The 22,291-nt window shown below is 65.7% G+C and carries 17 protein-coding genes; 11 read left to right on the top strand and 6 right to left on the bottom strand.

Features of this window, described 5'->3' with window-relative positions; genetic code table 11:
* Nucleotides 1-7: 7 nt before the first annotated feature.
* A complete protein-coding gene (gene purF, locus C666_RS02790; RefSeq protein ID WP_004333470.1) occupies nt 8-1,543 on the top strand; it encodes an amidophosphoribosyltransferase in 1,536 nt (511 codons plus the stop codon).
* A 44-nt stretch (nt 1,544-1,587) separates the two neighbouring features.
* Nucleotides 1,588-2,772: an O-succinylhomoserine sulfhydrylase gene (locus C666_RS02785; RefSeq protein ID WP_004333468.1), complete on the top strand. Its 1,185-nt coding sequence runs from the start codon at nt 1,588-1,590 to the stop codon at nt 2,770-2,772.
* A gap of 102 nt (nt 2,773-2,874) precedes the next feature.
* Here C666_RS02785 and C666_RS02780 read toward each other — a convergent pair whose 3' ends face one another.
* The 3 genes from C666_RS02780 to C666_RS02770 are packed head-to-tail and all read right to left on the bottom strand — an operon-like array spanning nt 2,875 to nt 4,799.
* Entirely contained in the window at nt 2,875-3,681 is an 807-nt protein-coding gene (locus C666_RS02780; protein WP_004333467.1) for a UDP-2,3-diacylglucosamine diphosphatase, read from the bottom strand.
* Nucleotides 3,671-4,168: a peptidylprolyl isomerase gene (locus C666_RS02775; protein ID WP_004333465.1), complete on the bottom strand. Its 498-nt coding sequence runs from the start codon at nt 4,166-4,168 to the stop codon at nt 3,671-3,673. The genes C666_RS02780 and C666_RS02775 overlap by 11 nt, the downstream gene beginning before the upstream one ends.
* A gap of 46 nt (nt 4,169-4,214) precedes the next feature.
* Nucleotides 4,215-4,799: a peptidylprolyl isomerase gene (locus tag C666_RS02770; protein ID WP_004333463.1), complete on the bottom strand. Its 585-nt coding sequence runs from the start codon at nt 4,797-4,799 to the stop codon at nt 4,215-4,217.
* A 260-nt stretch (nt 4,800-5,059) separates the two neighbouring features.
* Between C666_RS02770 and cysS the strand changes: the two genes are divergently transcribed.
* Nucleotides 5,060-6,445: a cysteine--tRNA ligase gene (gene cysS / locus C666_RS02765; protein ID WP_004333462.1), complete on the top strand. Its 1,386-nt coding sequence runs from the start codon at nt 5,060-5,062 to the stop codon at nt 6,443-6,445.
* 134 nt (nt 6,446-6,579) lie between these two features.
* Here cysS and dnaJ read toward each other — a convergent pair whose 3' ends face one another.
* From dnaJ to grpE, 3 genes are all read right to left on the bottom strand, one after another.
* Nucleotides 6,580-7,695, bottom strand: coding sequence for a molecular chaperone DnaJ (gene dnaJ / locus C666_RS02760; RefSeq protein WP_004333461.1), 1,116 nt, complete (start codon nt 7,693-7,695; stop codon nt 6,580-6,582).
* A gap of 96 nt (nt 7,696-7,791) precedes the next feature.
* Nucleotides 7,792-9,720 carry a molecular chaperone DnaK gene (gene dnaK, locus C666_RS02755; protein ID WP_004333460.1) on the bottom strand — a complete coding sequence of 643 codons (1,929 nt, stop codon included), beginning with the start codon at nt 9,718-9,720 and terminating at the stop codon, nt 7,792-7,794.
* Between the two features lie 106 nt (nt 9,721-9,826).
* Nucleotides 9,827-10,393, bottom strand: a complete 567-nt coding sequence (gene grpE / locus C666_RS02750; RefSeq protein WP_004333454.1) for a nucleotide exchange factor GrpE — start codon at nt 10,391-10,393, stop codon at nt 9,827-9,829.
* A 314-nt stretch (nt 10,394-10,707) separates the two neighbouring features.
* On the opposite strand from grpE, the gene azu reads away from it, so the two are divergent.
* The 8 genes from azu to rpsA all read left to right on the top strand — a co-directional run bounded on the left by azu (nt 10,708) and on the right by rpsA (nt 22,283).
* Nucleotides 10,708-11,151: an azurin gene (gene azu / locus C666_RS02745; RefSeq protein WP_004333452.1), complete on the top strand. Its 444-nt coding sequence runs from the start codon at nt 10,708-10,710 to the stop codon at nt 11,149-11,151.
* A 393-nt stretch (nt 11,152-11,544) separates the two neighbouring features.
* On the top strand, nt 11,545-14,208 hold the full coding sequence (gene gyrA / locus C666_RS02740) for a DNA gyrase subunit A (protein ID WP_004333450.1): 2,664 nt from the start codon (nt 11,545-11,547) through the stop codon (nt 14,206-14,208).
* Entirely contained in the window at nt 14,208-15,305 is a 1,098-nt protein-coding gene (gene serC / locus C666_RS02735) for a 3-phosphoserine/phosphohydroxythreonine transaminase (RefSeq protein WP_004333447.1), read from the top strand. The genes gyrA and serC overlap by 1 nt, the downstream gene beginning before the upstream one ends.
* A gap of 15 nt (nt 15,306-15,320) precedes the next feature.
* A complete protein-coding gene (gene pheA, locus C666_RS02730) occupies nt 15,321-16,391 on the top strand; it encodes a prephenate dehydratase (RefSeq protein WP_004333445.1) in 1,071 nt (356 codons plus the stop codon).
* 74 nt (nt 16,392-16,465) lie between these two features.
* Nucleotides 16,466-17,563: a histidinol-phosphate transaminase gene (gene hisC, locus C666_RS02725; protein WP_004333443.1), complete on the top strand. Its 1,098-nt coding sequence runs from the start codon at nt 16,466-16,468 to the stop codon at nt 17,561-17,563.
* Nucleotides 17,563-18,468, top strand: a complete 906-nt coding sequence (locus C666_RS02720; protein ID WP_004333441.1) for a prephenate dehydrogenase — start codon at nt 17,563-17,565, stop codon at nt 18,466-18,468. The genes hisC and C666_RS02720 overlap by 1 nt, the downstream gene beginning before the upstream one ends.
* Before the next feature lie 70 nt (nt 18,469-18,538).
* On the top strand, nt 18,539-20,491 hold the full coding sequence (locus C666_RS02715) for a bifunctional 3-phosphoshikimate 1-carboxyvinyltransferase/cytidylate kinase (protein ID WP_004333438.1): 1,953 nt from the start codon (nt 18,539-18,541) through the stop codon (nt 20,489-20,491).
* A gap of 88 nt (nt 20,492-20,579) precedes the next feature.
* Entirely contained in the window at nt 20,580-22,283 is a 1,704-nt protein-coding gene (gene rpsA, locus C666_RS02710; protein WP_004333435.1) for a 30S ribosomal protein S1, read from the top strand.
* The last annotated feature ends 8 nt before the right edge of the window (nt 22,284-22,291 follow it).

Genomic DNA, 22,291 nt, shown 5'->3' with positions numbered 1-22,291 from the left:
AATCTCCATGTGCGGAATTCTCGGGGTCGTTGCAACCTCTCCGGTCAACCAGTTGCTGTATGACGGGCTCCAGGTGTTGCAGCACCGCGGCCAGGATGCGGCAGGCATCGCCACTTCCGAAGGCGGGCGCTTTCACATGCACAAGGGCTCGGGTCTGGTGCGCGACGTGTTCCGCACGCGCAATATGCGCAACCTCGAAGGCAACTGGGGTATCGGCCATGTCCGCTATCCCACTGCCGGTTCGGCCTACAACGCCGCCGAGGCGCAGCCTTTCTACGTCAATTCGCCTTTCGGCCTGCTGCTGGCGCACAACGGCAACCTGACGAATTCCGACGCGCTCAAGCGCGAGATATTCCTGTCCGACCTGCGCCACATCAATACCAGCAGCGATTCCGAGGTGCTGCTGAACGTGCTGGCGCACGAGCTTCAGGCGGCCTGTAACGGCCTGAAGCTCGACGAGGACGCCGTGTTCCGCGCGGTCGCGGGGGTGCATCGCCGCTGCCGCGGTGCCTATGGGGTGGTGGTGATGATCGCCGGCTATGGCCTGCTTGCCTTCCGCGATCCGTACGGCATCCGCCCGCTGGTCATCGGCCGCAACGATACCGAGGCCGGTACCGAATGGCTGGTGGCTTCCGAGTCGGTCGCGCTCGACGTGCTGGGTTTCAAGCTGCTGCGCGACATCGCGCCGGGCGAGGCGGTGCTGATCGATACCCAGGGGCATTTCCACAGCCGCCAGTGCGCGAGCAAGACCGTGCAGGCGCCCTGCATGTTCGAGTTCGTGTATCTGGCGCGGCCCGATTCGATCATCGATGGCGTGTCGGTGTACGAATCGCGCATGAGGATGGGCGAATGCCTCGCCGACAAGATGAAGCGCACGATGGCGAATGTGCATATCGACGTGGTGATCCCGGTTCCCGATTCCAGCCGGCCGTCGGCGCTGCAGATGGCCGAGCGCCTCGGCCTGCCGTTCCGCGAAGGCTTCGTCAAGAACCGCTACATCGGCCGTACCTTCATCATGCCGGGGCAGGCCACGCGCAAGAAATCGGTGCGCCAGAAGCTGAACACCATCCACCAGGAGTTCAAGGGCAAGAGTGTGCTGCTGGTCGACGACTCCATCGTGCGTGGCACGACGAGCAAGGAAATCGTCAACATGGCAAGGGAGGCCGGCGCCTCGAAAGTGTACCTGGCCTCGGCCGCGCCTCCGGTACGCTATGCCAACGTATACGGCATCGACATGCCGACACGCGGCGAACTGATCGCCTCTGGCCGCAGCGAAGACGAAATCTGTCGCGAGATCGGCGCCGATGGCCTGATCTACCAGGATCTCGACGACCTCAAGGCCTCGGTGCGTGCGCTGAACCCCGCGATCAGCTTCTTCGAGACGTCCTGCTTCGACGGCTGCTACGTGACCGGCGACATCACCGCTGAGTACCTGAACGGCGTCGAGAATCGGCGTGGGCAGATCACGCCGTCCAAGGGCGATCTCCACGACGATGACGGCGGCCAGCTCGATCTCAATCTCGCTTCGGGATCGGACAACTGAACCGACAACCGGACCCTCGCCTGCCCACATTCCCCCCGACCGCCATGAACCTCCCCGAAGACCCACCCCTCCATCCCGACACCCTGGCGATCCGCTCCGGCATCGAGCGCAGCCAGTTCGGCGAGCATGGCGAGGCGATGTACCTCACTTCCAGCTTCGTGTTCGACAACGCGGCACAGGCTGCCGCACGCTTCTCGGGCGAAGAAGAGGGCAATGTCTATGCCCGCTTCTCCAACCCGACGGTCACCGCCATGCAGACGCGGCTTGCTGCGCTCGAAGGCGCCGAGGCCTGCGTGGCGACGGCGTCGGGCATGTCGGCGATCCTTTCGCTGGCGATGGCGACGCTGCAGGCGGGCGACCATGTGGTGGCGTCCAACGGCTTGTTCGGCGCGACCCAGCAGTTGTTCGGCGGCATCTTGTCGAAGTTCGGCATCGAGACCAGTTTCGTGCCGGCCACCGACCTCGGCGCCTATCGCAAGGCGGTCCGGCCGCGTACGCGGCTGTTCTTCGTCGAGACGCCTTCCAATCCGCTGACCGAGGTGGTCGATATCGCGGGCGTGGCGGCGATCGCCCATGAGGCCGGCGCGCTGCTGGCGGTGGACAATTGCTTCTGCACGCCGGCCCTGCAGCGGCCGCTGGCGCTCGGCGCCGACGTGGTCGTGCATTCGGCGACCAAGTACCTGGATGGCCAGGGGCGCGTGCTGGGCGGCGCGGTGGCGGGCAGGAAGGCCGTTACCGACGAGGTCTTCAAATTCCTGCGTACCGCGGGGCCGACACTGTCGCCTTTCAACGCCTGGGTCATTTTCAAGGGCCTGGAAACCTTGCGCATCCGCATGGAGGCGCAGTCGGCGGCGGCCCTGGAACTGGCACGCTGGCTCGAGGCCCAGCCGGGCGTGGCGCGCGTGTATTACCCCGGGCTGCCGTCGCATCCCCAGCATGAACTGGCGATGCGCCAGCAGAAAGCCGGTGGGGCCATCGTCAGTTTCGATGTGAAGGGCGGGCGCGACGAGGCGTGGAAGGTCGTCGATTCGACGCGCCTGATCTCGATCACTGCCAACCTGGGCGACACCAAGACCACGATCACCCATCCGGCGACGACGACGCACGGCCGCATCACGCCGGAAGCCCGCATGGCCGCCGGCATCGGCGACGGGCTGCTACGGGTTGCGGTGGGGCTGGAGTCGGTCGAGGACCTGAAGACGGACCTCGCGCGGGGGCTGGGCGCCTGAGTCTGCCGGGCAGGCGTGTCGAGCAGGATACGGGGCGCAAAGCCCCGTTTTCTTTTCCGGTTCCGGGGGGGGCAAGCGTCCGGTAGGATCGGTCCGGCGTGCTCAGTTCGGCATGTCTGCGTCGGTGGTGAAACGCTGGCCGTCGAAAGCGAGCCAGCGCGGTGCGCCGTGCCAGTCGGCGAGCACCCAGCGTACGCGCTGCATGCCGTCGATGACGTGGATGTGGCGTGCCGGGCGGTGGGTATGGCCATGCACCAGCACCGCGCCAGCGGAGGCGCGCAGCAGGCCGGCGACCGCATCGGCGTTGACGTCCATGATCTCCATGGCCTTTTCGCGCTTCGCGGCCTCGCTCTTCTGGCGAAGGCTTTCGATGAAGGCCCTGCGGGCGGCCAGGGGCTGGGCGAGGAAGCCGCGCTGCCATGCCGGCTCGCGTACCTGGGCGCGATAGGCCTGGTACGCGGTATCGTCGGTGCATAGCGCGTCGCCGTGACTCAGCAGTACCTGCGGGGAGCCGGGCGCATCGTCGAAGCGGATGATGCTGGGATCGGGCAGCAGCGCGGCGCCGCTGGCCCGGGCGAAGCCGCTGCCGGCCAGCAGATCGCGGTTGCCGTTCATGAAGAATACCGCCGTGCCGTTGTCGGCCAGGGCGCGGATTGCGTCGCACATGCGGCGGTTGAACGGGGTATCGAGGTCGTCGTCTCCGGCCCAGTATTCGAACAGGTCGCCGAGGATGAACAGGCTGGCGGCCTTGCGCGCGCGATGCTGCATGAAGCCGATGAATGCCGCGGCAGTGTCGGGTGCGTCTTCGGAGAGATGCAGGTCCGAAATGAACAGCGCCGGAAGCCGTGCATTGGCGGTTTCCGGCGCCGTGCAGCGGTCTGCTGGGGAAGGGGAGGCCTCAGGCGACAACTTCGGCGCGCTCGATGAGCACATCTTCCTTGGGCACGTCCTGGTGGAAGCCGCTCGAACCGGTCTTGACCTTGCGGATGGCGTCGACCACGTCCAGACCTTCGCTGACCTTGCCGAACACGCAGTAGCCCCAGCCTTGCGCGTCGGGCGAGCGGAAGTTCAGGAAATCGTTGTCGGCGACGTTGATGAAGAACTGCGCGGTGGCCGAATGCGGTGCCTGGGTGCGGGCCATGGCGATGGTGCCGCGTTCGTTCTTGAGGCCGTTGTCGGCTTCGTTCTTGATCTGCTCGCCGGTCGGCTTCTGGTTCATGCCCGGTTCGAAGCCGCCGCCCTGGATCATGAAGCCGTCGATGACGCGGTGGAAGATGGTGTTGTCGTAGTGGCCCGATTCGACGTAGGCGAGAAAGTTCGCGACCGTCTGCGGTGCCTTCTCGGCATCGAGTTCGATGGTGATGACGCCGTGATTGGTGTGCAGCTTGATTGCCATGTGATGCTCTCCTGGGGGCTTGCCGTTTGGGGGCGGTTTGAAGGGCTTACTTGCTCGGCTTCTTCGCTGCCGCGGGCTCGATCACGCTCGCGCTCTCGACGACCACGGCCTCGACCGGCACGTTCTGGTGGAAGCCGCGATTGGCCGTCTGCACCTTGGCGATCTTGTCGACCACTTCCATGCCCTTCACGACCTTGCCGAAAACGGCGTAGCCCCAGCCATCGCGCGAGGGGTAGTCGAGGGAGGTGTTGGGCACGAGGTTGATGAAGAACTGGGCGCTGGCGGAGTGCGGGTCGGCGGTGCGAGCCATGGCCAGCGTGCCGCGTTCGTTCTTGAGGCCGTTCTTTGCTTCGTTCTCGATTGGGGCGCGGGTGCTCTTCTGCTTCATGCCGGCGTCGAAACCGCCGCCCTGGACCATGAAGCCGTCGATGACGCGATGAAAGATGGTGCCGTCGTAGTAGCCGTCCTTGACGTACTGGACGAAGTTTTCGGCGGACTTGGGCGCCTTGTCGGCGAAGACCTCGACGACGATCTCGCCCTGGTTGGTCTTGATCTCGACCACGGGATTGGCGGCGAGGGCGCTCAGCGCGGTCGATGCCAGCGCGGCAAGGGCGATCAGATGCTTTCTCATGGAATCTCCGGTGCATGGCCGTGAGGCCGGAGGCAGGATTGGCGACGGATGGCGCGGGGGCTTCGGGCCGGGCGGGGAAAATGGCGGGCCGGGTGGCCGTGGTATATTTGCGGCCTGCTGCGCGACCCGCAGCCGCCTGCCCTGAGCCCGGGCGACGCAAGATTCTAGCAACAAGCCCCACCCCTCACAATCGCACCGACAGCGTGCGCATCCCGTCGTTTCCTCCAACCGTTCCTTCTCACCGTTTTCCGATTTCGCCGATGCTTTCCATCTACAACACCCTTTCGCGCAACAAGGAAGCCTTTACCCCGATCGAGCCTGGCAAGGTCCGCATGTACGTGTGCGGCATGACGGTGTACGACTTCTGTCACCTCGGCCATGCGCGCGTGATGGTGGTTTTCGACATGGTGGCGCGCTGGCTGCGCGCCAGCGGGCTGGATGTGAAGTACGTGCGCAACATCACCGACATCGACGACAAGATCATCCGCCGCGCGCAGGATAACGGCGAGTCCATCCGCCAGTTGACCGACCGCTTCATCGCCGCCATGCACGAGGACGCCGATGCGCTGGGCGTGCTGCGCCCCGACTTTGAACCGCGCGCCACCGATTACGTCGCGCAGATGCAGAGCCTGATCTCGCGCCTGGAACAGAAGGGCCTGGCCTATGTCGCCGCCAACCGCGACGTCTGTTACGCCGTGCGCAAGTTTGCGGGCTACGGCAAACTGTCGGGCAAGTCCCTCGATGAGCTGCGCGCAGGCGAGCGCGTGGACGTCGCCCAGGACAAGAACGATCCGCTCGACTTCGTGTTGTGGAAGCACGCCAAGGCCGAGGAGCCGGGCGAAGTGAAATGGGATTCGCCGTGGGGCGCGGGCCGGCCGGGCTGGCACATCGAGTGCTCGGCAATGAGCTCGGATCTGCTCGGCGACCATTTCGACATCCATGGCGGCGGCATGGATCTGCAGTTTCCCCACCACGAGAACGAAATCGCCCAGTCCGAGGGCGCGCATGGTCATGTCTTCGTCAATTACTGGATGCACAACGGCTTCGTGCGCGTCGACGACGAGAAGATGTCGAAGTCGCTCGGCAACTTCTTCACCATCCGCGAGGTATTGCAGAAATACGACCCCGAGGTGGTGCGCTTCTTCATCCTGCGCGCCCATTACCGCAGCGCGCTCAACTATTCGGATGCCCACCTGGAGGATGCACGCAGCGCGCTGACGCGCCTCTACACGGCCCTGAAGAACATGCCGGCCGAAGGCGAAATCGCGGTCGACTGGAGCGAATCCCATGCGAAGCGCTTCCGTGCGGCCATGGACGACGATTTCAATACCGCCGAAGCGGTGGCGGTGCTGTTCGAGTTGGCCAACGAGGTCAATCGCAGCGCATCGCCTGGGTTCGCGCGGCAGTTGAAGGCCCTGGGCGCCGTGCTGGGGCTGCTGGAGCGCGATCCGGTGGTTTTCCTGCAGGCGGGGGCGCCGGATGCCGGGGGCTTGGACGCCGAGGCGATCGAGGCCCGCATCGCCGCGCGTGCGGCGGCCAAGAAAGGCAAGAACTACGCCGAAGCCGACCGCATTCGCGCCGAGCTGGCCGAGGCCGGGGTCATTCTGGAGGACGGCCCGGGCGGTACGGCCTGGCGCCGCGCCTGATCGAGCCGCTGCCGGCCGGCAGGGCCGGCATGATCCCGAGGCTTTCCTGACGAAAATGGCCCGCCATCATGCCGATGGCGGGCCATTTTCCATGGGGCGACGAGAGCCGATTCCGCGTTCGCACGGCCCTGCTTTCAGGTGCCGAAGAAGTCCTTCACCTTGTCCATCCACGACTTGGCCTTCGGGTTGTGGCGGTCGACGTTGCCGCTGGAAACTTCCTCGAACTCGCGCAGCAGTTCCTTCTGGCGTTCGGTCAGGCTGACCGGCGTTTCGACCACGACATGGCACAGCAGATCGCCGTGGACGTGGCTGCGCACGTTCTTGATGCCCTTGCCGCGCAGGCGGAAGACCTTGCCGCTCTGCGTCTCGGCGGGAATCTTGAGGCGTGCCATGCCTTCCAGCGTCGGGATCTCGATTTCGCCGCCGAGCGCTGCGGTGGTGAAGCTGAGCGGCATCTCGCAGTGCAGGTCGTCGTGGTCGCGTTCGAACACCGCGTGCTTGCGGATGTGGATCTCGACGTAGAGGTCGCCTGCCGGGCCGCCGTTGACGCCCGGCTCGCCATGGCCGCCATGGCGCAGGCGCATGCCTTCGTCGATGCCGGCGGGAATCTTCACTTCCAGCGTCTTGTGCTTCTTCACCCGGCCCGCGCCGCCGCAGTCACGGCAGGGCTCGGGAATGATCTTGCCGCTGCCGTGGCACTTCGGGCAGGTCTGCTGGATCGAGAAGAAGCCCTGCTGCACGCGCACTTGCCCGTGGCCGTTACAGGTGGGGCAGGTCTTGGGCTGGGTGCCGGGCTTGGCGCCGCTGCCGTGGCAGGTGCTGCATTCCTCGACGGTGGGGATGCGGATCGTCTTCTCGGCGCCGCGCGCGGCCTCTTCGAGCGTGATCTCGAGGTTGTAGCGCAGGTCGGCGCCGCGATAGACGTTGGAACGTCCGCCGCGCCCGCCGCCGAACAGATCGCCGAAGATGTCGCCGAAGGCATCCGCGAAGCCGCCTTCGAAGCCCTGGCCGCCCCCCATCGCCTGGTCGACGCCGGCGTGGCCGTAGCGGTCGTAGGCGGCCTTCTTCTGCGGGTCGGAGAGCATCTCGTAGGCTTCCTTGCCCTCCTTGAATTTCTCTTCCGCTTCCTTGTTGTCCGGGTTGCGGTCCGGATGGTATTTCATGGCCAGCTTGCGGTAGGCCTTCTTGATCTCGTCGTCGCCGGCGTCGCGGTTGACGCCGAGCACGTCGTAGTAATCCCTTTTGGACATGGTGCTTCGCTCAGTCTGGTATCAAGCAAAGGCCGAGCCGGCGCCGGAGCGGGGCTCCGGCGGGGCTCGGCCGCGAAGGATTCGCCAGAATGACGATTACTTCTTGTCCTTCACTTCGGTGAATTCGGCATCCACCACGTCGGCATCGTCGGCCTTGCCACTGGCCTGCTGCGCGCCGGCACCCGCCTGGGCGCCGCCTTCGGCCTGGGCCTGGGCGTACATCTGTTCGCCCAGTTTCTGCGCAGCTGTGGCCAAGGCCTGGCTCTTGGCTTCGATGCCGTCCTTGTCCGAACCCTTGATGGCTTCTTCGGCATCCTTGATCGCGGCTTCGATCTTGGCCTTTTCGTCGTCGGACAGCTTGTCGCCGTACTCGCCGAGCGCCTTGCGCGTCGAATGCACGAGGGCGTCGCACTGGTTGCGGGCGTCGACCAGTTCGTGCGCCTTCTTGTCTTCCTCGGCGTGAGCCTCGGCGTCGCGCACCATGCGTTCGACCTCGTCGTCCGACAGGCCGGAGTTGGCCTGGATCTTGATCTTGTTCTCCTTGCCGGTGGCCTTGTCCTTGGCGGAGACGTGCAGGATGCCGTTGGCGTCGATGTCGAAGGTGACCTCGATCTGCGGCATGCCGCGCGGCGCCGGCGGAATGTCGGACAGGTTGAACTGGCCCAGGCTCTTGTTGCCCGAGGCCATCTCGCGCTCGCCCTGCAGCACGTGGATGGTCACCGCGCTCTGGTTGTCATCGGCGGTGGAGAACACCTGGCTGGCCTTGGTCGGAATCGTGGTGTTCTTCTGGATCAGCTTGGTCATCACGCCGCCCAGGGTCTCGATGCCGAGCGACAGCGGGGTGACGTCGAGCAGCAGCACGTCCTTGACTTCGCCCTGCAGCACGCCGCCCTGGATCGAGGCGCCCACGGCCACGGCTTCGTCAGGGTTCACGTCCTTGCGCGGCTCCTTGCCGAAGAACGCCTTGACCTTCTCCTGCACCATCGGCATGCGGGTCTGGCCGCCGACCAGGATCACGTCGTCGATGTCGGACACCTTCAGGCCGGCATCCTTCAGCGCCACGCGGCAGGGCTCGATCGAGCGTTCGACCAGGTCTTCGACCAGCGCTTCGAACTTGGCGCGGGTGATCTTGACCGCCAGGTGCTTCGGCCCGGAGGCGTCGGCGGTGATGTAGGGCAGGTTGACTTCGGTCTGCTGGCCGGACGACAGCTCGATCTTGGCCTTTTCGGCGGCTTCCTTCAGGCGCTGCAGCGCGAGCACGTCGTTCTTCAGGTCGACGCCCTGATCCTTCTTGAACTCGGTGACGATGTAGTCGATCAGGCGCTGGTCGAAATCCTCGCCGCCGAGGAAAGTGTCGCCGTTGGTGGCCAGCACTTCGAACTGGTGTTCGCCGTCGAGGTCGGCGATCTCGATGATCGAGATGTCGAAGGTGCCGCCGCCGAGGTCATACACTGCGATCTTGGAGTCGCCCGGCTTCTTGTCCATGCCGAAGGCGAGCGCGGCCGCGGTCGGCTCGTTGATGATGCGCTTGACTTCGAGGCCGGCGATGCGGCCGGCGTCCTTGGTGGCCTGGCGCTGGCTGTCGTTGAAGTAGGCCGGCACGGTGATCACCGCCTCGGTGACTTCCTCGCCGAGGTAGTCCTCGGCGGTCCTCTTCATCTTGCGCAGCACTTCGGCCGAGACCTGCGGCGGCGCGATCTTCTTGCCGCGCACTTCGACCCAGGCGTCGCCGTTGTCGGCCTTGGCGATGGTGAAGGGCATCAGGTCGATGTCCTTCTGCACTTCCTTTTCTTCGAAGCGGCGGCCGATCAGGCGCTTGATCGCGAACAGGGTGTTCCTGGCGTTGGTGACCGCCTGACGCTTGGCCGGCGCGCCGCACAGGATCTCGCCGTCTTCGGCGTAGGCGACCACGGACGGGGTGGTGCGCCCGCCTTCGGAGTTTTCGATGACCTTCGGCTTGCCGCCTTCCATCACGGAAACGCAGCTGTTGGTGGTGCCGAGGTCGATGCCGATGATCTTGCCCATGAGTTTTCCTTCGAGTCTGAATGGTGTGGCGGAGCGGCATGGCCGTCCGGTCTGGTTCGAATATGGGGTGGCGCGCCGGCGTTTCAAGCCGCTGCGCGCAGATTCCTTACTGGTCCTTGGACTTCGCGACCATCACCAGCGCCGGGCGGATGACGCGTTCGTTGAGGAGATAGCCCTTCTGCAGCACGGTGACGACGGTGTTGGGTTCGGCGTCCGACGCGACGGTGCTGATCGCCTGGTGCTTGTTGGGATCGAACTTCTGGCCGAGGGGGTTCTCTTCGGCGAGGCTGGCGCCTTCGAATGCGGCCACGAGCTGCTTCAGCGTCAGCTCGACGCCTTCGCGCAGCTTGTCGAGTGTCTGGTTCTCCACCGCGAGTGCGGCTTCGAGGCTGTCCTTGACCGGCAGCATCGCGCTGGCGAACTTCTCGGCAGCGAACTTCGAGGCCTTGGCAATGTCATCTTGTGCCCGGCGGCGGACGTTCTCGGTCTCCGCCTTGGCGCGCAACCAGGCATCGTGGTGTTCGGCGGCCTTCAGTTCGGCCTGGCGCAGGGTTTCCTCCAGGCTCTGCATCACATCCGGCGCAGCGCTTTCCGCGGTCGGCGCAGTCTCGCCGGGGGTGGGCCGTTGTTCGAGTTCCGGCGCGGGGTTCGGATTCTGGCTCGGGTCCTGCATGGGTGTCTGCTCCCTGTTGATGTCTGTTCCTCAGCGCCATGTTGGGGCGGGGAAGAAGATTTCAAGGGACGAGCATGCCGAAATTGCCGTGCCATGCGCGGCGAGTGCGGTACGGCGGGGCGTGGAGGGAGGGGGCGCCGTTGCGGCAGGCTGCGTGCTAGCGCACAATAGCCGGCATTGGTTCTCGTTCAGACTTGGAAGTGGCCCCAATCCGCTTTCTCCGTTTCGGAATTCAATATGATGCCTGGCGTTTGCCTGTGTCAGTGTTGTAGTTGCATGTGTTCCTGTTTGTCATACGATCATAGGAGATACTGATGAAACTGAAGAAAATTGCCGCCTGCGTTCTGCTGTCCGCAACTGTTGCGCCGGCCTGGGCTGCTTGCGAGGCCACCATCGAAGGCAATGACGCGATGCAGTTCAACCTCAAGGAGATCGTGGTCGACAAGAGCTGCAAGCAGTTCACGGTGACCCTGAAGCACGTCGGCAAGCTGGCCAAGGCGTCGATGGGCCACAACTGGGTGCTGGCGAAGACCGCCGATGTCAAGGATCTGGCCGCAGAGGGTGCCAAGGCCGGTCCGGCCAAGGATTACCTCAATGACGGCGATGCCCGCATCGTCGCCCATACCAAGCTGCTCGGCGGCGGCGAGTCGGATTCCGTGACGTTCGACGTGTCCAAGCTCGCGGCGGGTACGGAGTACACGTATTTCTGCTCCTTCCCCGGCCACTGGGCGGTGATGAAGGGCGTGCTGAAGTTCTGATCAGCCGTCCTGGCTGCCGGGGGCTGATGGCTTCCGGCGAGCTTTGCGGGGCGGAGGTGCGCAAGGCCCTTCGGCCCCGCAGGGCGCAAGTCGATATGAATGCCGCCGCTATGTCGGCGATGGCCTGGATGGCTTTCCGGGCGTGCCCTGTACGCTTCCAGCGCGGTCTGTCGTTGATGGCGGCAGGAAACCCTCTGCAGACTCTCCATGGTTCGCGTGCCGGCCGGGCCCGAGTGCAGGTTTTCGTGCATTTCCGATGCCTCGCTCGACGGTGTTCGCCGGCGGCGGAGAGCCGTTCCGGCTGGTTTGCCCGTGGCTGCGGTTCGGCCGTTAGAGGGGGCTCGTGGTAGCATTGACCGTTTTTGATTCACGCGGCTTTCGCCGCCATCGAGCATGACTCAGTTCGCCAAGGAAACCCTGCCGATCAGCCTCGAAGAGGAGATGCGGCACTCCTACCTCGATTACGCGATGAGCGTGATCGTGGGCCGCGCACTTCCCGACGCGCGCGACGGCCTCAAGCCGGTGCACCGCCGCGTGCTGTATGCGATGCACGAGCTGTCCAACGACTGGAACCGCGCCTACAAGAAATCCGCGCGTATCGTCGGCGACGTCATCGGCAAGTACCACCCTCATGGCGACACCGCCGTCTACGACACCATCGTGCGAATGGCGCAGGATTTCTCGCTGCGCTACATGCTGGTCGATGGCCAGGGCAACTTCGGCTCGGTCGACGGCGACAATGCCGCGGCGATGCGTTACACCGAAATCCGCATGGCGCGCATCGGCCACGAACTGCTGGCCGACATCGACAAGGAGACGGTCGACTTCGGCCCGAACTACGACGGCTCGGAGAGAGAGCCGCTGGTCATGCCGGCGCGCATCCCCAACCTGCTCATCAACGGTTCGAGCGGCATCGCGGTCGGCATGGCGACCAACATTCCGCCGCACAACCTGGGCGAGATCGTCGATGCCTGCCTGAAGCTGCTGGAAGATCCGGACACCGACATCGAGGCGCTGATCGACATCGTCAAGGCGCCCGACTTCCCGACAGCCGGGCTGATCTACGGCCTGCATGGCGTGCACGAAGGCTACCGTACCGGCCGCGGCCGCGTGATCATGCGCGCCCGCACCCACTTCGAGCCGATCGGCAAGACCGACCGCCAGGCCATCGTCGTCGACGAGCTGCCCTACCAGGTCAACAAGCGCACGCTGCAGGAGCGCATGGCGGAACTGGTCAACGAGAAGAAGATCGAGGGCATCAGCGAGATCCGCGACGAATCCGACAAGTCCGGCATGCGTCTGGTGGTCGAGCTCAAGCGCGGCGAGATGCCCGAGGTGGTGCTGAACAAGCTGTTCAAGCACACCCAGCTGCAGGACAGCTTCGGCATGAACATGGTCGCGCTTGTCGACGGCAAGCCGCGCCTGCTCAACCTCAAGCAGATGCTGGTGTGCTTCCTCGAGCACCGGCGTGAGGTCGTCACCCGCCGCACCATCTTCGAACTGCGCAAGGCGCGCGATCGCGGCCACATCCTCGAAGGCCTGGCGGTGGCGCTGTCCAACGTCGACGAGATCATCGCCCTGATCAAGGCCGCGCCGACGCCGGCCGACGCCAAGCGCGGCCTGATGGAGCGTACCTGGCGCTCGCCGCTGGTCGAGGAGATGCTGTCGCGCGCGATGGCCGACAGCTACCGGCCCGAAGGACTGGACCCGCAATTCGGCTTGTCTGCGCAGGGCTACCGCCTGTCCGAGGTCCAGGCCCAGGCCATCCTGGAACTGCGTCTGCAGCGTCTGACCGGGCTGGAGCAGGACAAGATCGTCGGCGAATACCGCGAGGTGATGGACATCATCACCGACCTGCTCGACATCCTGGCGCGGCCGGAGCGCATTACCGCGATCATCGTCGAAGAGCTGAGCGCGATCCGCAATCAGTTCGGCGACCCGCGCCGCTCCGAACTGGTGATGAACACCGCCGAGATCAACATCGAGGATCTGATCACGCCGGAGGACATGGTCGTCACGCTGTCGCACACCGGCTACTTCAAGCGCCAGCCACTGGCCGACTACCGTGCCCAGCGCCGCGGCGGCCGCGGCAAGCAGGCGACCTCGATGAAGGACGAGGACTTCATCGACCATCTCTTCGTCGCCAATACCCACGACACCGTGCTGTGCTTCTCCAGCCGCGGCCGCTGTTACTGGCTCAAGGTGTACGAAGTGCCCGAAGGCACGCGCAACTCGCGCGGCAAGCCGATCGTCAATCTCTTCCCGCTGGTCGAAGGCGAGAAGATCACCGCCGTGCTGCCGATCAAGGAGTTCGACGAAGAGCACTTCGTCTTCATGGCGACCTCGGAAGGCACGGTCAAGAAGACCGCGCTGACCGCGTTCTCCAACCCGCGCAAGGCCGGCATCATCGCGGTCAGCCTCGACGATGGCGACCACCTGATCGGCGTCGCCATCACCGATGGCGAATGCGACGTGATGCTGTTCTCCGACGCTGGCAAGGCGGTGCGCTTCGCCGAGACCGACGTGCGCCCGATGGGCCGCGAGGCGCGCGGCGTACGCGGCATGATGCTGGAAGACGGCCAGGCGGTGATCGCGATGCTGGTCGCCAAGGACGAGTCGCAGTCGGTGCTGACCGCGACCGAGAACGGTTACGGCAAGCGTACGCCGGTGGCCGAATACACCCGCCACGGCCGCGGCACCAAGGGCATGATCGCGATCCAGACCTCGGACCGCAACGGCAGGCTGGTCGGCGCGGTGCTGGTCGACCCGAGTGACGAAGTCATGCTCATCTCGACCGGCGGCGTGCTGATCCGCACCAGCGTCGAGAGCATCCGCGAGATGGGCCGCTCCACCCAGGGCGTGACCCTGATCAACCTCGATGACGGTACCTTCCTGGCCAGCATCGAGAAGGTCGCCGAGTCCGACGAGAGCATGCTCGCGGAAGGCGAGGGCGGGGACGGCGAAGCCGCCGCCGTGGATCTGCCCGATGGCGCGGAGCTGGCCGAGGACGAAGACCAGGGCGAGCCCCCCGTGGCCGGCGAGCCGGGAGAAGCTTGATGAGTCGCGTATGGAATTTCAGCGCCGGTCCGGCGGCGCTGCCCGAGGAAGTGCTGCGCCAGGCCGCCGACGAGATGCTCGACTGGCAGGGCTCGGGCATGGGCGTGATGGAGATGAGCCATCGCGGCAAGGAGTTCACTGCCATCGCGGCGCAGGCCGAGGCCGACCTGCGCGAACTGCTGGCGGTGCCGGCCAACTACCGCATCCTGTTCATGCAGGGCGGGGCGATCGCGGCGAACGCGATCATCCCGATGAACCTGATGGGCGGAAAGCGGGTGGCGGACTACGTCGTCACCGGTGCGTGGTCACAGAAATCGCAGAAGGAAGCGCGCAACTACGCCGAGGTGAACATCGCCGCCTCGTCCGAGGCGGGGGGCTTCATCACCGTGCCGCCGATGGCGGAATGGAAGCTGTCGGCCGACCCCGCCTATGTCTTCACCTGCACCAACGAGACCATCGGCGGCGTCGAATATCCTTTCGAGCCGGATCTCGCGCAGGTCGGCCGCGACGAGGTGCCTGTGGTGGCCGACATGTCCTCGCACATCCTGTCGCGCGTCATCGACGTCTCCAGGTACGGCCTCATCTTCGGCGGTGCGCAGAAGAACATCGGCCCGGCGGGCCTGACCATCGTCATCGTGCGCGAAGACCTGCTCGGCCGCGCGATGCCGCATTGTCCGAGCGCGTTCGACTTCAAGACCGTGGCCGACAACGGTTCGATGTACAACACGCCCCCTACCTATGGCATCTACATCGCCGGCCTGGTGTTCCAGTGGCTCAAGCGCCAGGGCGGCGTGGCGGCGATCGAGGCGCGCAACGTGGCCAAGGCCGGCCTGCTGTACGGTTTTCTCGATGCCAGTGATTTCTACGAGAATCGTATCGATCCGGCCTGTCGCTCGCGCATGAACGTGCCTTTCTTCCTGAAGGACGAAAGGCTCAATGATACTTTCCTGGCCGAATCGAGGGCGGCGGGGCTGTTGCAGCTCAAGGGACACAAGTCGGTGGGCGGCATGCGTGCGTCGATCTACAACGCGATGCCGCTGGCGGGCGTGCAGGCCCTGGTGGACTTCATGCGCGACTTCGCGGCGCGCAAGGCTTGACGGGATGGAGCGAGCATGAGCGACGAACTGCTGAAGCTGCGCAACGAGATCGACCGCCTCGATGAAGAGATCCTCGCCCGCCTGTCCGAGCGCGCGCGCTGCGCGCAGCGCGTGGGCGAGGTGAAGCAGGGCCATGCCCCCTTCTATCGCCCGGAGCGCGAGGCGCAGGTGCTGCGCCGCCTGGCGGAACTCAATCGGGGGCCGCTGCCGGCGGATGCGGTCAAGACCATCTTCCGCGAGATCATGTCGGCCTGCCTCGGGCTGGAGCACCCGCAGCGCATCGCCTATCTCGGCCCGGCCGGAACATTCTCGGAAAGCGCCAGCCGCAAGCAGTTCGGCTCGGCGCCCGCCTTCATGCCGATGGCGACGATCGAGGACGTGTTCCGCGCGGTCGAGGCCGGCAACGTCGACTATGGCGTGGTGCCGGTCGAGAACTCGACCGAGGGCGCGGTCAGCATCACGCTCGACCTGCTACTGGCCAGCCCGGTCAAGGTATGCGGCGAACTCAACCTGCGCATCCACCAGCAACTGATGTCGCGTGCCGATGGCATCGGCGCCGCCAAGCGCCTGTATTCGCATGCGCAGTCGCTGGCGCAGTGCCATGAGTGGCTGAACCGCAACCTGCCTCATCTGCCGCGCATTCCGGTGGCGAGCAACGCCGAGGCGGCGCGCCTGGCGGGGGAGGATGCCGAGTCCTGCGCGATCGCGGGCGAGGCCGCGGCCCAGCTCTACGGCCTGAACATCCTCGCCCCCAACATCGAGGATGAACCCAACAACACCACGCGCTTCCTGGTGATCGCCAGCCATGACGCCGGGCCTTCGGGCAAGGACCGCACCTCGCTGGTGTTCTCTGCGCCGAACCGCCCGGGGGCGATCCATACCTTGCTGGAGCCGCTCGCGCGCCATGGCGTGGACATGACCAAGCTGCAGTCGCGCCCCGCGCAGTCGGGTCTGTGGGAATACGTGTTCTATGCCGACATCAACGGACACAGGGAAGATGCCGGGGTCGCGGCCGCGCTCGTGGAGCTGGCCGATCGTGCGGCTTTCCTGAAGGTGCTTGGCTCCTACCCGGTTGCCGCCATCTGAATGAACCCGGGTGGGCTCTTGCCGCCCGTCTCGACCGCTTAACGAACAAGGCCGCGTGCCACCAGGAGACCGTCATGAGCGTAGCCAGCCACGCCCCGGATCACATCCGCGCCATCACGCCCTACCAGCCGGGCAAGCCGATCTCCGAGCTGGCGCGGGAAATGGGCATTGCCGAGGCCAGTATCGTCAAGCTGGCCTCGAACGAGAACCCGCTGGGAATGAGCACGCATGCCCGCGATGCCGCGCGTGCGGCGTTGGGTGACCTGGCGCGCTATCCGGATGGCGGCGCCTTTGCGCTGAAGGCGGCGCTGTGCCGTAAGTTTGGTGTTGGCCCCGAGCAACTGGTGATCGGCAACGGCTCCAACGACATCCTCGAGATCGCCGCGCAGGCTTTCCTCGGCCCCGGGTGTTCGGCCGTGTATGCACAGCACGCCTTTGCCGTCTATCCGCTCGCCACGCAGGCACGCGGCGCGCGCGGCATCGAGGTGCCGGCCAAGCACTTCGGGCACGATCTCGGCGCGATGGCAGCGGCGATCTGCGAAGACACCCGCATCGTCTTCATCGCCAATCCCAACAACCCGACCGGCACCTTTCTGCCCGGGGCGCAGATCGAGGCCTTCCTGAACGAGGTGCCGCAGGACGTGCTGGTGGTGCTCGACGAGGCCTATACCGAATACCTGTCGCCGGCGCAGCGCTACGACGCAATCGCCTGGATCGGGCGCTTCCCGAACCTGCTGGTGTCGCGCACCTTCTCCAAGGCCTATGGCCTGGCGGGCCTGCGGGTGGGCTACGGCATCGCGCATGCCGAGGTCGCCGACCTGATGAATCGCGTGCGCCAGCCTTTCAACGTCTCCAGCGTCGCGCTGGCGGCGGCGGAAGCGGCGCTGGAGGACGAAGAGTTCCTCGCCCAGTCGGCCGAGCTCAACCGGCGGGGCATGCTGCAGCTCACCGAGGCGTTTTCGGCACTGGGGCTGGAGTGGATCCCGTCCGCCGGCAACTTCGTCACCTTCAAGATCGGCGATGCCGCAGGCATCAACCGTGCGCTGCTGCAACAAGGTGTGATCGTGCGTCCGATCGCCGGCTACGGCATGCCGCACTGGCTGCGGGTGTCGATCGGGCTGCCGGAAGAAAATGCGCGTTTCATTGCCGCGCTGAAGCAGGCGATGGCCTGATGGCGGGCGGCACGGCCCCGCCCCTGATCGGCAGGCTCGTCATCTGCGGCGTCGGCCTCATCGGCGGCTCGTTCGCGCTCGGGCTGCGGTGCGCTGGGGCGGTTGGCCGCATCGTCGGCATCGGCCGGCGGCGTGAGCCGCTCGAACGCGCGCGGGAGCTGGGCGTGATCGACGAGATCGCCAGCGACTGGGCAGAGGCCCTGGCCGGCGCCGACCTGGTCCTGCTTGCCGCGCCCGTGGGGCAGATGGATGCGATCATGGCGGCGATGGCGCCGCATCTGGGCGCGGAGACGGTCGTCACCGATGTGGGCAGCACCAAGCGCGACGTGATCGACGCCGTTCATCGCCATCTCGGGCGGAATCTGCCGCAGGTGGTGCCGGCGCATCCGATCGCGGGCGCGGAAAAAAGCGGCGTCGATGCAGCGTTCGCCGATCTCTACGTCAAGCGCAAGGTGGTGCTGACGCCGCTGGCCGAGAGCCGGGCCGATGCGGTCGAGACGGTGCGCACGGCCTGGCAGGCATGCGGTGCGACGGTGGTGGACATGACACCGCAGGAGCACGACGGCGTGTTTGCCGCCGTCAGCCATCTACCGCATCTGCTGGCTTTCGGTCTGGTGGACGATCTTGCGCGGCGCGACAACGCGCAACTGCTGTTTTCGCACGCCGCCAGCGGTTTTCGCGACTTCACCCGCATCGCTGGCAGCCATCCGGAAATGTGGCGCGACATCTGCGTGGCCAACCGTGTGGCGCTGCTCGCCGAGCTGGATGCCTACCTCGGCGAGCTGGCAGGCCTGCGAAGCATGCTTGCGGCGGGAGATGGCGACGCGCTCGAAGCCGTTTTCGAGCGTGCGCGGCGTGCGCGCAACGCCTGGGCCGAAGGCCTGCCGGTGCAGACGGCTGAATGATTGAGCGGCCGTGGCGCTTGCCCGGCCATGGATTGGCCCCTCGCGTGGGGCCCCGCTTCTAGAGGCGAAGATGGCATTCCTTGATCTGTCCCCGATGCTGGGTGCGAGCGGCAGCGTGCGTCTGCCCGGCTCGAAGAGCATCTCCAACCGCGTGCTGTTGCTGGCCGCCCTGGCCGAAGGCCGGACCGAGATCCGCGACCTGCTGTCGTCGGATGACGTCGAACGCATGCTGGAGGCGCTGCAGGCGCTGGGCGTGCGCTGGGAGCGCAAGGGCGAGACGCTCGACTACGTGGTCGACGGTGTCGGCGGGCCGTTTCCGGTGAAGACCGGCGATCTGTTTCTCGGCAATGCGGGCACGGCTTTCCGCCCGCTGACCGCCGCACTGGCCCTGTCCGGCGGCGAGTACCGGCTGTCGGGCGTGCCGCGCATGCACGAACGCCCGATCGGCGATCTGGTCGAGGCGCTGCGCCAGCTCGGCGCCGACATCGACTGCACGGCGAACGAGGGTTTTCCGCCGCTGCACATCAGGCCGGCGGCGATTCGCCCGGGTGGCGTGGTGAAGGTGCGGGGCGACGTATCGAGCCAGTTCCTGACCGCGCTGCTGATGGCCTTGCCGCTGACCGGCGTGCAGACCACAGTCGAAGTCATCGGCGAACTGATCTCCAAGCCCTATATCGCGATCACGCTCGAACTGATGGCGCGCTTCGGCGTGAAAGTCGAGCGGCAGGACTGGGCGAGCTTCGTCGTGCCGGGCGGGGCGCGCTATCGCAGCCCGGGCACGGTATTCGTCGAAGGCGATGCATCGTCGGCGTCGTACTTTCTCGCCGCCGGTGCGATCGGCGGCGGGCCGGTGCGGGTCGAAGGCGTCGGCCGCGGCAGCATCCAGGGCGACGTTCGCTTCGCCGAAGCGCTGGAGCAGCTCGGGGCACGCATCGGCATGGGTGAAAACTGGATCGAGGCGGCGGCGCCGGCGTCGGGTACGCTGAAGGCCTTCGACCTCGACCTCAACCACATCCCGGATGCGGCGATGACGCTGGCGGTCGCGGCGCTGTTCGCCGATGGCCCCTGCCGCCTGCGCAACATCGCGAGCTGGCGGGTCAAGGAAACCGACCGCATCGCGGCGATGGCGATCGAACTGCGCAAGGTCGGCGCCGAGGTGGAGGAGGGAGCAGACTACCTGCGCGTCACCCCCCCCGTCCGTCTGCTGCCGGCCGCGATCGACACCTATGACGACCACCGCATGGCGATGTGCTTCTCGCTGGTCAGTCTCGGCGGCTGCCGCGTGCGCATCAATGATCCGAAGTGTGTCAACAAGACCTTTCCGGGTTATTTCGACGCTTTCGCCACGGTTGCGCAGCCGGTGCCGGTGATTGCGATCGACGGCCCGTCGGCCTCGGGCAAAGGAACGGTGGCCGAACGCGTCGCCGCCGCACTTGGCTGGCAGGTGCTCGACAGCGGCTCGCTGTACCGCATCGTGGCGCTGGCGGCGATGCGGGCGGGCGTGGCGCTCGACGACGAGGCCGGTGTGGCGGCGGTCGCCGCAGCCTTGCCGGCGCGCTTTGAGACCGGGCGCGTGCTGCTCGGCGACGACGACGTCACCACCGACATCCGCAGCGAAGCCTGCTCGTCCGGCGCGTCCCGGGTCGCGGTTCTGCCGGCCGTGCGCGAGGCGCTGCTGGGACGCCAGCGTGACTACCGTTCGGCCCCCGGGCTGGTCGCCGACGGGCGCGACATGGGGTCGGTGGTGTTTCCCGATGCGGGTCTCAAGATATTCCTCACGGCCTCGGTCGAGGCTCGTGCCGGGCGTCGCTATAAGCAGTTGATCGAAAAGGGATTGCCTGCTAACATGCAAAGCCTTCTGGACGACTTGCGGGAACGTGATGCGCGCGATGCGGCACGGCCCGTGGCGCCGCTCATGAAGTTGCCGGATGCAGCACTGCTCGATACGACCGAACTGGATGTCGAGGGTGCCGTGGCTTTCGTGCTCGATCTCGTGCGGGATCGGGGGCTGGCCGCCGGTTGATGTGCCGCGCGCAGGGGTGCGAGCCCAGGCGCGTTTTTTCTTAATTTCACTTTTTTGCCGTCGCACGGCGGTCCCGGATTTATCCCTCATGTCCAACGCCACCCCCGCTTTCGAAGAAAGCTTTGCCGCCCTTTTCGAAGAAAGCCTTGCCCTGCAGGAAATGCGTACCGGTGAAGTCATCACCGCCGAAGTCGTGCGCATCGATCAGAACTTCGTCGTCGTCAATGCCGGCCTGAAGTCCGAGAGCTACGTTCCCGTCGACGAGTTCCGCAACGACCGCGGCGAACTCGAAGTCAACGTCGGCGACTTCATCCACGTCGCCATCGACGCGCTGGAAGACGGTTTCGGCGAAACCCGTCTGTCGCGCGAGAAGGCCAAGCGCATCGCCGCCTGGAACGACCTCGAGAAGGCCCTCAACGAAGGCTCGCTGGTCAAGGGCGTCATCACCGGCCGCGTCAAGGGTGGCCTGACCGTCATGACCAACAGCATCCGCGCCTTCCTGCCGGGCTCGCTGGTCGACATGCGTCCGGTCAAGGACACCACGCCGTACGAAGGCAAGGAATACGAATTCAAGGTCATCAAGCTCGACCGCAAGCGCAACAACGTCGTCGTGTCGCGCCGCGCCGTGCTGGAAGAGTCGATGGGCGAAGAGCGCGAGAAGCTGCTCGCCAACCTCAAGGAAGGCACCGTCATCAAGGGTATCGTCAAGAACATCACCGACTACGGTGCGTTCGTCGACCTGGGCGGCATCGATGGCCTGCTGCACATCACCGACCTGGCCTGGCGCCGCGTCCGCCACCCGAGCGAAGTGCTCAACGTCGGCGACGAGATCGAAGCCAAGGTGCTCAAGTTCGACCAGGAGAAGAACCGTGTCTCGCTGGGCCTGAAGCAACTGGGCGAAGATCCGTGGGTCGGCATCTCGCGCCGCTACCCGCAGGGCACCCGCCTGTTCGGCAAGGTGACGAACATCACCGACTACGGCGCCTTCGTCGAAGTCGAGCAGGGTATCGAAGGCCTGGTCCACGTGTCCGAAATGGACTGGACCAACAAGAACATCCACCCGACCAAGGTCGTCCAACTGGGCGATGAGGTCGAAGTCATGATCCTCGAGATCGACGAGGACCGCCGCCGCATCTCGCTGGGCATGAAGCAGTGCATGTCCAACCCGTGGGACGATTTCGCCATCAACCACAAGAAGGGCGACAAGGTCCGCGGCCAGATCAAGTCGATCACCGACTTCGGTGTGTTCATCGGCCTGGAAGGCGGCATCGACGGCCTGGTGCACCTGTCCGATCTGTCGTGGAGCGAGCAGGGCGACGAAGCCGTTCGCCGCTTCAAGAAGGGCGACGAAGTCGAAGCCGTGGTGCTGGCGATCGACGTCGAACGCGAGCGCATCTCGCTCGGCATCAAGCAGCTCGAAGGCGATCCGTACACCAACTTCATCGCCACCCACGAGAAGAACACCCTCGTGCGCGGCACCGTGAAGTCGGTCGACGCGCGTGGCGCAGTGATTTCACTGGGCGATGACGTCGAAGCCTACCTGCGTGCTTCCGAGGCCGCCGCCCACCGCGTCGACGACCTGACCACGGTGCTGAAGGAAGGCGACGAGGTCGAGGCGATGGTCATCAACGTCGACCGCAAGACCCGTTCGATCAACCTGTCGATCCGCGCCAAGGATCAGGCCGAGCAGACCGAAGCCATGAGCAAGCTCGCTTCCGACAGCTCCGCCGCATCCGGCACGACCAATCTGGGTGCGCTGCTGAAGGCCAAGCTGAACGAGCAGAAGCAGTAACAAGCCGA

The organism is Thauera linaloolentis 47Lol = DSM 12138 (assembly GCF_000310205.1).
Classification (GTDB): Bacteria; Pseudomonadota; Gammaproteobacteria; order Burkholderiales; family Rhodocyclaceae; genus Thauera; species Thauera linaloolentis.
This window is presented reverse-complemented; position numbering and strand designations above follow the sequence as displayed.